General features: G+C 47.2%; 11 protein-coding genes. 2 read left to right on the top strand and 9 right to left on the bottom strand.

Features of this window, described 5'->3' with window-relative positions; all coding sequences use genetic code 11:
• Nucleotides 1–2: 2 nt before the first annotated feature.
• The 5 genes from BLP64_RS00770 to BLP64_RS00750 form a co-directional block, all read right to left on the bottom strand.
• Nucleotides 3–299, bottom strand: a complete 297-nt coding sequence (locus tag BLP64_RS00770; RefSeq protein WP_092590733.1) for a YeaC family protein — start codon at nt 297–299, stop codon at nt 3–5.
• Entirely contained in the window at nt 296–592 is a 297-nt protein-coding gene (locus tag BLP64_RS00765; protein ID WP_233340067.1) for a hypothetical protein, read from the bottom strand. The genes BLP64_RS00770 and BLP64_RS00765 overlap by 4 nt, the downstream gene beginning before the upstream one ends.
• A gap of 171 nt (nt 593–763) precedes the next feature.
• A complete protein-coding gene (locus tag BLP64_RS00760) occupies nt 764–2,440 on the bottom strand; it encodes an alanine/glycine:cation symporter family protein (protein WP_092590729.1) in 1,677 nt (558 codons plus the stop codon).
• Nucleotides 2,441–2,520: 80 nt separating this feature from the next.
• The gene (locus BLP64_RS00755) at nt 2,521–3,651 is read right to left on the bottom strand and encodes a M14 family metallopeptidase (RefSeq protein ID WP_092590727.1); all 1,131 of its coding nucleotides are present in this window, start codon (nt 3,649–3,651) and stop codon (nt 2,521–2,523) included.
• A 60-nt stretch (nt 3,652–3,711) separates the two neighbouring features.
• Nucleotides 3,712–5,157, bottom strand: coding sequence for a glyceraldehyde-3-phosphate dehydrogenase (locus BLP64_RS00750; protein WP_092590726.1), 1,446 nt, complete (start codon nt 5,155–5,157; stop codon nt 3,712–3,714).
• Between the two features lie 144 nt (nt 5,158–5,301).
• On the opposite strand from BLP64_RS00750, the gene pyk reads away from it, so the two are divergent.
• Complete coding sequence (gene pyk / locus BLP64_RS00745; RefSeq protein ID WP_092590724.1) at nt 5,302–6,738, top strand: pyruvate kinase; 1,437 nt, start codon at nt 5,302–5,304, stop codon at nt 6,736–6,738.
• A gap of 49 nt (nt 6,739–6,787) precedes the next feature.
• Here the strand turns inward: pyk and BLP64_RS00740 are convergent, their stop codons facing one another.
• Nucleotides 6,788–7,615 carry a LytR/AlgR family response regulator transcription factor gene (locus tag BLP64_RS00740; RefSeq protein ID WP_092590722.1) on the bottom strand — a complete coding sequence of 276 codons (828 nt, stop codon included), beginning with the start codon at nt 7,613–7,615 and terminating at the stop codon, nt 6,788–6,790.
• A complete protein-coding gene (locus BLP64_RS00735; protein ID WP_092591116.1) occupies nt 7,612–8,691 on the bottom strand; it encodes a sensor histidine kinase in 1,080 nt (359 codons plus the stop codon). Before BLP64_RS00735 ends, BLP64_RS00740 begins: the two co-directional genes overlap by 4 nt.
• Before the next feature lie 153 nt (nt 8,692–8,844).
• Here BLP64_RS00735 and BLP64_RS00730 point away from each other — a divergent pair, with 153 nt between their 5' ends.
• Nucleotides 8,845–10,668 (top strand): M61 family metallopeptidase, encoded by a 1,824-nt coding sequence (locus BLP64_RS00730; RefSeq protein WP_092590720.1) that lies wholly within the window; start codon nt 8,845–8,847, stop codon nt 10,666–10,668.
• On the opposite strand, the gene BLP64_RS00725 is transcribed toward BLP64_RS00730, so the two are convergent.
• The gene (locus tag BLP64_RS00725) at nt 10,577–11,446 is read right to left on the bottom strand and encodes a M23 family metallopeptidase (protein ID WP_092590718.1); all 870 of its coding nucleotides are present in this window, start codon (nt 11,444–11,446) and stop codon (nt 10,577–10,579) included. The genes BLP64_RS00730 and BLP64_RS00725 overlap by 92 nt on opposite strands.
• Nucleotides 11,439–12,320, bottom strand: a complete 882-nt coding sequence (locus BLP64_RS00720) for a 6-carboxytetrahydropterin synthase (protein ID WP_092590716.1) — start codon at nt 12,318–12,320, stop codon at nt 11,439–11,441. The genes BLP64_RS00725 and BLP64_RS00720 overlap by 8 nt, the downstream gene beginning before the upstream one ends.
• Between the last annotated feature and the right edge of the window lie 13 nt (nt 12,321–12,333).

Below are 12,333 nucleotides of genomic sequence, written 5' to 3'. Positions count from 1 at the left end.
GTTTATTTATCAACCTCATGGGGATTATTGAGAGGAAAAGTAGCAATGGCTGCTTCTTGATTTAACTCTGCTTTAAGCTCGCGCTTGCTACGTGTCACTAATTGTCCATCTGCCCCAACCCGAAAGACTTCATCGGATGGACAATGCCGTGCTTGATAAGCAGTGACTAATTGAATGCTGTTAGCGCGTTGTTCTTCGGTGAGTTTGACCCCATCAGGCCATTTCCCCAACTCGACAGCACGTACTAGTCGCTCAAACACCTCAGGGGTAATGGAATCAATCAACTCATTAAATTTCATCGTTTTAAATCTCGCTTAATCAACATGAGACGAATACGATTCACGACAAACCAGACCACACCAATCACCATCAATGCGTAGGCAATGTTTGCTGGCATGCTTTTCGGGAGTGGTTGCTGGACAAAATAGTAGGTGAATGCAGCGATAGCAATTAACAACGCAAGCATTGATTGACTCATCAATTTATCGCGTTTAGCTGCCGCAATTCGTCGTATCTCTTCATGCCGACCCTCTTCATCGAGCCCTGCGATTTTAAAATGACAATGGGGGCATTCCGCCATTGTGTCAGACATTCGTTTATTACATCCAGGGCATTGGATTAGTGCCATGATGACCTCTTTTAACACAACTATAATGACGCAATATAAAGAAATTAAGCTGAAATTCAAGCTTCATGCACGCTGACGATAAAGATAAACCCGCAACAATGGCGGGTTTATCACATCGAGGGTTCAGCCTTAATTCTAATCTTTCTTGATTTTATCGGCATTAAAGTCTTGCCAATAGGCTTTCACCGTATCTTTCATTTCTCGCCGTAACAACATGATTCCAAATAGGTTTGGTAAGGTCATCAGGACGATTGCGACATACGATAGAGTCCACACCAAGGTGGTATCCGTGAAGGAAGCTACGAAGAATCCTGCCACATACAAAATTCGATACGGCATCACTCCCCGTTGGCCGAATAAATAAACGACCGCCCGATCCCCATAATAGGACCATGCGATAGCCGTTGAAAACGCAAACAGCATGAGACTGATGGGCACAATATACTCCCCTTTTTGCCCCAAAAAGCCCATGCTAAAAGCTTTTACTGTCAATGCCGCAGAGTGTAATAAGGATTCTCCGACAATCGTAATATCTTGCTTTTTCAATTGCCCCTGTTCAACTCGTAGCACCCCGTTGTAAGGATCTTCCCCTGCCACAATAAAACGGACATTCTCAGCCACAGAACGAGCATGAAGGATAGTAAACCCGTCATTGATGGGACGCCCATCACGCACTTCAATCACGCCATCGTATTTGAGGATGGTGTTGTCTTGCGTGTCGTTGACATAATGATAAAGGGTTTGGCGGTCGGCCTCATTCTGGTCGGAATAATGGCCGGAAATAATATCAATGTCACTGCGCGCGAACACGTTTTCATATTTCTGATTCCAAGCCCCAGACGCTAAAATCACTAAACCTGTTAGCGTACAAATAATGATGGTGTCAATAAATGGCTCTAGGATCGACACAATTCCTTCAGACACCGGCTCTTCGGCTTTGGCTGCCGCATGGGCAATGGGGGCAGAACCTTGCCCAGCTTCGTTTGAAAATAGCCCTCGGTTCACTCCTCGGTTAAAGGCATACGCGAAGGTTGCCCCTAAGAAGCCGCCAGTAGCCGCGGAACCGGTAAAGGCATCGGCAAACACCGCAACGAATGAAGGAATGATTTGGTCGACATTATAAAAAATGACACTCAGCGCGCCGATGATATAGATAATCGCCATGATCGGCACAATGCGTGAGGTGAAGGCGGCAATTCGAGTAATTCCACCAATGATGACTAAGGCCAAAATGATGGCAAGAATTCCACCAACCAGCATGGGTTCGAAACCGAAGCTGGCTTGCATACTTTGGGCAATATTATTAATTTGCGGCATGTTCCCAGTTCCGAAGGAACTGATAATTGTTGCCACCGCAAAAATCACCGCCAGCCATTTCATGTTCAACCGACGATCCATGTAATACATGGGGCCCCCTGCCATGGTGCCGTCAGCTGTTTTTACGCGATATTTATGAGATAACGTCACCTCAACAAACTTGGTGGTCATCCCTAAGAATGCGGTCACCCACATCCAAAAAAGCGCCGCCGGACCACCTAAGAAAATGGCCAATGCGACGCCCCCAATATTCCCCGTACCTACCGTGCCAGACAACGCCGTTGCTAACGCTTGGAAGTGCGTGGTATCACCATCTGTACCCTTTTTATCAAATTTACCACTCACGACTTTAAGAGCATGCTTAAAGTAACGAATTTGTGGAAAACCCAAATAGAAAGTGAAAAAAACACCTACGCCCAACAGCACAAATGGAAAATATGCCGCCGAGCCTAGGTAACTATCAAGGAGCAACAAAAAATTATTGAATGCGTCCAAGGTAACCCCCTTGTTGTTTTGTTGTTATTTTATACTTCTTATTATTTAATTTTTGTGGGTTATAACCTAGCTTGCGCAGCTTAGCTGCGCAAGTTTTTAGCAACCCCATAAAGTGCACTTAGCACGTCCATTCCTAATTGCTGACTCCGTGGTGCCGACCAACCAAAGTCGAGATCAGGTAGGTTTGCATTGTCCTTAAATGGCATTTCCAAAGTAAAGGCTAAACAGTTGAAACGCTCACCTACTGCGTTACTCGCCACAGTTAAATTGGCAGTACCTGGCTCGTCAACGTCATAACCATAGGTGACTTGGAATTCCGGCGTCATCGACATCAGCAGTTGTTTGAACTGCTCCCCTAATTGGTGAATGCTGTCGTTGTAGCTAGGCACCCCTTCACTGCCGGCAACAAAGTTGTATGGCAGAGCTTCATCGCCATGCACATCCAAATAGAAATCAACGCCCGTGGCCGCCATCATGTTCAACACATAATAGACTTCTGGGCTTTTCTCTAACGTCGGTGCTGCCCATTCGCGGTTTAAGTTAACGCCTGCTGCGTTGGTCCGTAAATGACCACGCACACTCCCGTCCGGGTTCATGTTGGGCACCACATAAAAAACGCAATGCTCAAGCAAGTGGCGCGCCACGCCATCTTCATCGTCGAGCAAGCGCGATAAGAAACCTTCAATGAACCATTCTGCCATGGTTTCACCTGGATGTTGGCGAGCAGTGACCCAAATTTTTGCTTTGTTTTCATCCGGCTCACCAATCACCAATAGGTTCATATCACGACCATCCAAGGTCGGGCCAAGATAGATGTGTTGGCATAACGATGATTGCTGCGCCCACTGAATTAAATCCATGTGGCGTTCGTAGGAATAAGGCGTGAAGTAAGCGTAATAAACACTTTCTTGTTCGGGCGTGTGACGAATAATGAGCTCAGTGCCATTGTATTCGGTCGGTACTCGGAACCAAGTTTCGCGGTCATAAGATGCCACTGCTTCGTAGCCATTCCAACCATCTGGATACGCTGCTTTGCTGGCATTGGTGATAGTCATCACGTGTTCCACACCCGCTTCACCATATAGCTTGAAATGGAACCATTGAAAGAACTCAGATTCGTTGTCATTGCGAATGGCCAACTGAATGTCGTGAGGTTCATTGGCAGCAATAACCTCGATGTTACCGCTATCAAATTGCGCCGTGATATACATAAATGATGTCTCCTAAAAAAGAAAAGCGCCTGCTTTAGGCGCTTTTAAAATACTGATTAATTATTTCGGGAAGTTGAGCAGTTGCTGACCTGCCATTTGCTCCGCAACACGAATCACTTGGCAGCTATAACCGAACTCGTTATCGTACCAAACATAAAGGACCGCACGGTCTTCATCCACAATGGTCGCTTGCGAATCAACGACCCCTGCGTAACGTGAGCCGACCAAATCGCTCGAGACGATTTCAGTGGATGCGGTATAGTCGATTTGTGCTTGCAACTCAGAGTGCAGTGATTGATGCAACAAGAATACGTTCAATTCTTCTTTGTTGGTCGCTTTATTTAAGTTCAAGTTCATAATGGCCATGGATACGTTTGGCGTTGGCACGCGAATCGCGTTACCTGTCAACTTCCCAGCCAACTCAGGCAGTGCTTTCGCTACTGCTTTGGCAGCTCCGGTTGAGGTCAAGACCATGTTCAATGGGGCTGAACGTCCACGACGCTCTGCTTTGTGATAGTTATCAATCAAGTTCTGGTCGTTGGTATAGGAATGCACTGTTTCAACGTGCCCGTTACGGATACCAAACTCATCATTGATCACTTTCAACACAGGGGTAATGGCGTTGGTGGTACAGCTTGCAGCACTGACGATCAAATCTTCAGGCAGAATATCTTTATGGTTCACACCGTAAACGATATTCTTGATGTCGCCTTTTGACGGTGCGGTTAATAGCACCTTTTTGACGCCTTTTGCTTTCAAGTGCAAGCCAAGCCCTGCTTCGTCTTTCCAAATACCAGTGTTATCAATCACAATGGCGTTATGAATACCGTACTGGGTGTAATCCACCTGATCAGGACCGTCAGAGTAGATCACTTTAATGCTGGTACCATTCGCTTTAATCGCAGAATTTTCATGATCAACTGTAATTGAACCGTTAAACGGACCATGAATTGAATCACGACGTAATAAGCTAGCACGCTTCTCTAGATCGCCATCTCGGCCGCCACGAACCACAATTGCTCGTAACCGCATCTTGTTATTGCTGCCGTTACGCTCAATTAGTAAACGCGCAAGTAAGCGGCCAATCCGACCAAAACCGTAAAGTACGATATCTTGGACTGGAATTTCGTCTGCTTTATCAACAATATCAGCCAACTCACGGGCTAAATACGTTTCAATGCTGTCGCCTTTTCCGGCATCTTTATGCAGGTAGTTGAATGCTAACTTACCCAAATCAACTCGCGCAGGAGCAAGCTTCATGTTGCTCAGGGCTTCAATGAAAGGGAAGCTTTCACGTAACCGTAACTTCACCCCTTCATGGCGGCTAATAAGACGGTGCGCCTTAATGATGTTAATGGTATCGACATTCAGCAGAGAACGGCCATAAACTAAAACTTCAACGCCGTAATTGCGGTACAACCGACCAATGAGAGGTTGCATCATCTCGGCATATTCTTGGCGCTCCTGCCAACTCGCTAGGGTCAGATCCTGTTGCTGATCACTCATGAGATTACCTTTCTGTTACGTGAATTTAACGGTTATATGAAAAAACTGACGATATTGTACTTAAATACGACGACTAGCGCCACATGCTCTGTAACTCAGTATGATACATGGTATAATTTAGCTTAAAACTAGAGGAGTAAAGTGATGTTACGGCGAACAAAAATTGTTACCACGTTGGGGCCAGCGACCGATGACCCGGCGGTACTCGAAGCGCTTATTAAAGCCGGAGCTAATGTCGTCCGACTCAACTTTTCACATGGTAGCGCTGACGATCATGAACGTCGTGCGAAACTCGTCCGCGAAATAGCTGAACGACTGGGAACTCACGTCGCGATTTTGGGGGATTTACAAGGCCCCAAAATCCGTATTGCCAAATTTGAAAGTGGTGCCGTAACATTGGATGTTGGCGATGTCTTTGTCTTGGACGCAAATTACGATCCCAATGCGGGAAATCACCAGCGTGTTGGAATCGATTATAAAGAACTTCCCCAAGATGTGCGTGAAGGCGATATTTTACTGCTAGACGATGGTCGCTTACGCCTAAAAGTAGAAGATGTCAGCGATAGCCAAGTTACCACGACCGTATTAATTGGTGGGGTACTCTCAAACAATAAAGGGATTAACCGGTTAGGAGGCGGGTTATCAGCTGCTGCTCTGACCGAAAAAGATCATCACGATATTCATGTTGCCGCTAAAATTGGCGTCGATTATTTAGCCGTTAGTTTCCCTCGTAGCAGTGCGGATATTCACGAAGCGCGTCGTTTACTACGTGCGGCCAATGGCCGTGGTTCTATCTGTGCCAAAATTGAACGGGCTGAAGCCGTCGCGACCGATGAAGCTCTGGACGATATTATTCGTGCGTCCGATGCGGTCATGGTTGCCCGCGGTGATTTAGGCGTTGAAATTGGTGATGCGCAGTTGGTAGGGAAACAAAAACGAATTATTCGCCGTGCTCGCCAGTGCAATAAAGTGGTCATTACCGCCACTCAAATGATGGAATCCATGATTGATAACCCCATGCCGACTCGTGCCGAGGTCATGGACGTTGCCAACGCAGTGTTAGACGGCACCGATGCAGTGATGTTATCCGCAGAAACCGCCGCAGGGAAATACCCAGTCGCCACGGTCAAAGCCATGGCGGAAATCTGCTTAGGCGCTGAAACGCACCCCAGCGTGACCATTGAAAATCATGATATGGATGAAACCTTTACTTCCATTCAAGAAGCCACCGCCATCAGTGCGATGTTTGCCGCAACGCATTTAGCAGGAGTAAAAGCCATTGTTGCGCTCACGGAATCAGGGTCAACGGCCAAATTGATGTCACGGATCAACACTGCCCTGCCCATTTTCTCGCTTTCGCGACACCATGAAAGCCGTTCACGTTGTGCTTTATATCGTGGCGTCTACCCGATTGCGTTTGATTCAACCAAGAGCAAACCGCACGAGCTCGTGCAAGATGCTATCAATGAAATCAAATTACGTGGTCACGTGGCACCAGGTGATGTGGTTATTCTCACCCATGGTGATGTCATGGAAACGGTGGGGTCTACCAATACCTGCAAGATTATTGAAGTAACCTAACGGTCGGTGAAATAAAGGCGGCTCACTCAAGGTAAGCCGCCTATTCGTTCTACTGATTTAAAATCAATTTTTTAATTCTATCTTTATAGCTTCGGCTCACTTTGAGCTCTTTCCCATTACGCAGAATCAAGTGATACTCGCCATTTTGGCGGCTGCATAACTTCTCCACATGCTCCATATTCACAATGGCAGAGCGGTGAATGCGCTGGAATCGTTGTGGATTCAGTTCTTCTTCTAGTTCTTTCATGGTGCGGCGCAAAATATGGGTTTCACTGCCAGCATGAATACACATGTAATCGCCGGCGGCATCAATCCACTCGATGGAATGAATCGCAACCCGTGTGATCTCGCCACTTTCTTTAATCGCAATGTGTTCAGGATAACGAGCAACACTCACATCTTCACCACTGGCCAAGCGCTTCAGAATGGCTTCACAATCTTCACCCGTCGCCTCGGCCAGCATGTTAACGATGCGGTCTTGCTGAACTTTTTGTGCACGTGCTGCAATGCTCTTTTCAATCCGCTGAATACTTTGCGCCAAGCGTTCGTGATCAACGGGCTTCAACAAGTAATCAATGGCCCGAACTTCAAAGGCTTTAATGGCATATTGGTCATATGCCGTAACAAATACCACTAACGGCATCTTATAACCGTGAGCTTGCACTTCACGTAACAGCTCAAAGCCATTCATTCCTGGCATTTGAATATCAAGGAAAACAAGGTCTGGCTGCTCTTTGCCGATCACTTCCAGCGCTTCTCGCGCACTGGGGCATTCTTGCAGCAATTCAATTTGGTCAAATTCTTGCAGGCGCACCACCAGTCCACGACGGGCTAAGGATTCATCATCAACGACAAGGGTACGAATTTTTTCTATCATGCCTGCTCTACCTGCTCCAATGGAATTCGAATTTCGATACGCAACCCACGCGGGGTATTGGCGGTTAATGTAAATGAGTAGTTCCGCCCATACAAGGCTTGTAAACGTTCTCGGGTGTTGGCTAAACCAACGCCACCTTGTGTGCTTAAGCTATCGAGCGGCTTAGTACTGCCGGGGCCGTTGTCAGCCACGACAATCACCAAATCATCATCGTTGCGTTGCGCTGAAATGATAATTTCACCGCCCTCTTCCAACTTCGCTATGGCGTATTTGACTGAGTTTTCAATCAACGGTTGAAGAAATAAACTCGGAACTAACGCTTGTTTTACATCCTCTTCTATATCTAACGTTACTTTGAGGCGGTCGTCAAATCGAACCTTTTCAATGTCGAGATAAAGCATCAACGCATCGATTTCTCGTTCCAACGGAATTTTTTTGATGGGCTCATTATCTAAACTAAAGCGCAAAAACAGGCTGAGCTTCGACATCATGCGGTTTGCCAGTTCGTTTTCTTCCACCAAAATTAACGTCGAAATGGCGTTCAACGTATTGAATAAAAAGTGTGGATTAAGCTGATAGCGCAGCATTTTTAATTGCGCTTGATGCGCCATGGAAGTTGCGACGAGCGCTTTTTGCTTCTCATCCTGCAGCATTTGGTAGTACTTAATGCCAAAATACAACCCACTCCAGCTCAACATGATATAAAACTTGGCGATGGTGTTTTTGAAGTAAAACCATTTACTATCGGGCGTAAAACCAAACTTATAGATTTCCCAATAAGTGGCGTTATCAATCACCGCCCATAAAGCGGCTGAGAGATAGCTGGCTGCTAACACAATCAGAATCAGTAACCACGGGCTGACGTCCCAAATTTTGCGATACAAATAGCGCAGCGGCACCGTTAGTAAGAAGCCCGCATAAGCACCCAGCAGCAAAATTAGTGCATAGATGTCACGCATCTCATGCATCAGTGACCCAATATAGTGGACTAACGCATACCCACTCCATCCGGCCACTTGCAAGACCCAGAAAAAGCGATTACGGTCCTCTAATAACAGCTTCCAATTGCTCAGCATAACGCTCCAGTTTGTGCCAACCATCGTTGATTCATTATACCGCTAAATGAAGTAGAATCAGACCTTATTCATCGCACCCTAGCCGCCACATGCCGACAATTTAATGGTAAACTACCACAACGCTATGAAGGGTTGATGAAAGTGAGGTGAGTTATGGTGCAGTACCACGTTCAAATACTTGATGCTGAAGCACATTTATTTGCTGTGACAATCGATATTCCAGTGCATGAGGTCGGCCCTAAACCGCTGCAATTAACCCTTCCGGCTTGGTTACCTGGCAGCTACATGATCCGTGACTTTGCTCGTAATTTGAACGGGTTGAAAGCGACGCAAAATCAGCAACAACTGCCGATCACGGCCATTGATAAACAAACCTGGGAAGTTCTGCCCAAGCATACGGGTACGCTGCAAGTGAGCTATCATGTTTATGCCTTTGATCTCAGTGTTCGCAGTGTTTACCTCGACCAGTTCTGGGGCTTTTTTAACCCCTCAGCCTTGTGTCTTGCGGTGGTCTCTTTAGCGGAATCACCTTGTCAGCTGCATATCGCTCCCTACGATAATTGGCAAGTTGCCACAGGCATGCCACGTCAACTCGGCGCACCGTTTAGTTCGGGAACGTTCCAAGCCAGTAATTATGATGAATTCATTGATTATCCGGTATTACTCGGGCGTGATCTCAGTATCCAGCAATTCAAGGTACACGGCATCCCCCACACCTTGGTATTAGCGGGTCGCCATTACGCCGATACCCAACGTATTTGTCAGGATTTGACCGCCGTTTGTGAGCAGCAAATACAGTTATTTGGGGGCTCAGCCCCGTTCACTGAATACCTGTTTTTAACCATGGTAGTGGGGCAAGGTTTTGGTGGATTGGAACACCGAAATTCCACCGCACTGGTTTGCAGTCGGCGTGATCTTATCAGTGAAAATCAGTCCGAAATCACCCCTGCATATCGCACCTTTTTGAGCCTCTGCAGCCACGAATATTTCCATAGCTGGAATATTAAGACATTGAAGCCAAAAGCTTTTATTCCTTATCGTCTCGATCGTGAACAATACACCGAGCAACTGTGGTTTTATGAAGGCGTGACCTCCTATTTTGATGATTATTTATTACATCGCGCAGGATTGATTGATGCCCCGACCTACCTACGTATAGTCGGCGATACCTTCGCTCGAGTAAAACGAGGTGTTGGCAGCCAACAGCAGACCATTACAGAGTCGAGTTTTCATGCTTGGACCAAGTTTTATAAACAGGATGAAAATGCCGCCAATAGTATCGTGAATTACTATGCGCAAGGCGCGTTAATCGCCCTGTGCTTAGACTTACTGCTGCGGCAGAAATCAGCTCAGCAAGTCACCTTGGCGCGTGTTATGAATGATTTATGGCAGTGCTATGGAAAAACTCAAATTGGTACCGACAATGATACCGTATCCACCTTTATTCAAAGTGAATACGGCATTGATGTGAGTGAGTTTCTACACCAAGCTCTTTATACCACCGCGCCCCTCCCTTTACGGGAACTATTGGCGGAGTTTGGCGTTACGATGACACCGGTGTTGAGTAGCGATGACAATCAATACGGCGGCACCCCCGCCACCCAACCAGCACCGGTCGCATTAGGCGCAAAATACCAAGCCACTGCACAGGGGCTCGATTTACAAGTGGTGTTTCAAGGTGAAGCGGCCCATCAAGCTGGGCTCAGCGCTCATGATAGAATCATTGCGATTGATTATTTGCATGCAAACGATGCCAGTATTAAGGATATTTTACACCGCTCGCAACCCGGTGATGAGGTCGTTGTGCATGCCTTTCGGCGGGATGAGCTCTTAACCTTAAAGCTCACTTGGCAAGCCGCACAGCCAACCAGTTATCTATTAGCTATTAACGCATTTCAGCCGGGACAGGATTGGTTGCTGCCGCCGAAAAATGTTCCATCACCAACGCGGGATCTAACCGCAAGTGACGCCAGTTAATTCGCCAGTCTAGATGGGGCCCTGTGACACGGCCAGTGGCCCCAATATCGGCAATTAACTGCCCTTGTGAAATCATGTCACCAACGGCAACATGAATCTTGTTAAGATGAATAAAGGTACTGGTCACCCCGTGGCCATGATCAATGATTAACGTTCCCCCAGAATAGAACAAATCCGGTTCGGCTAAAATCACTTCCCCAGCCCAAGGAGCAATGACAGGTGTTCCGGTTGGGGCCGCTATATCAAGGCCATAATGAGGATTACGCGGGGTTCCATTAAAAATACGCTGACTGCCATACACGCCACTAATTCGCCCTTTGGCCGGCATAATAATCGGGGCTAAAAACTCTGTCCGCTGCGTTACGGCATTATTTCGGGCCAACCACACTTGCTCTGCCTCACGGCGAGCACGTTCTTGTTGTGCTGGATTTGGCGTGACGGTCTGTTGGGGCACCCCATCCACCCGATCAATTTGGTATTTTCGCGGTGCAATCGTGAACTCGTGGCGATGCTCTTTCCCGTTGCTGTCGCGCCACGTCAGCACTTGTTCGCCATGTTGATCGCGACCAAAACCAAACACCGCTCTGTGTTGTTCGGTCAACAACAACTCCTGTTGATTCAGTTGCACTTGTACTGCATCGTCAAATTCCGCTAGGACCAACCCACCGGAAGTTAATGCTCCCGAAAGCTTCACCTCGGTTCCCAATGCCGCCGGGGCAGCAAATAACGCACTGCTGGCGGTGATTAACAAGGTGCTGATTACCGTTGTTCTAAGCATCGCTAATCGCTCCTTTGCCAACGCCCTCAAAGGCCGTTACTCGAATAGCTGATTGCGGCCGTTGCTGCTTAATGGTCGTGGCAAGGTAAGCAGCAATGCATTCAACCGTGGAGTCCGTTGGAATAATATAGTTCTCAGAACGTGGAACGAGCAACTCGAATAAGCCTTGATCAGCGGTATAACTATAAGCAACATGGCTTTGTTCGCTCACATCGCGCGCTGCTGCGGAGCGATTGACCTGTTCTAACGGCACCACGTCTTCTGCAGAGCCTAAATAGATATCTCGCCAGGTTTCAGCCCACTCGGCTTCAAGGCTTGCTGAACGCTCATTATCAACCGCAATATACAGGCGTGAACGGTGCCCATGCGCAATCCTCTGGCAATTGCCATCATGCTTTTTGAGACCGTGGGTATAATGATAAAAAGCACCTGGAATTTCTTCCGCTCGCAATAATAGCTCAAGGCCTTCCACATTCTCGGGCAACTCGCGCTTAATCACCGCTCGCAGGTACTCTGTCACAGACGCCATCGTCACTGTGTCAGCATCGATAAACGCAAAAGCATCGGCGGGACAAAATAGATGAATGGAACGCTGCTCTGGGCGCATAAAGTCAACCCAATAGCTATTGCCATCCTCATGACGAGTCACCTGGGTAAACGGATGTTCAGCGGGAATTGCCAATTTATGGTCTACCGCACCGTCAATAATTCGCTTTATCTGTTTTTTGACCCGCCCAAAGTCCAGAATCATGGACTGTTCATTCAGCGAGCCATCAAGGACGATATCAACAATCCAACTTTCGCCAACCATGCCACGCTCGGGGCATAAATAGGAAAAATCAATGACTGTTAAATCGTTTACAAATAACTGCATAATGGTCTCTAAA

The sequence above is a fragment of the Pseudidiomarina indica genome (assembly GCF_900104245.1).
In the GTDB taxonomy this organism is placed as follows: Bacteria; Pseudomonadota; Gammaproteobacteria; order Enterobacterales; family Alteromonadaceae; genus Pseudidiomarina; species Pseudidiomarina indica.
Note: the sequence above shows the minus strand (reverse complement) of the source record. Positions and strands in the feature narration are given on the sequence as shown.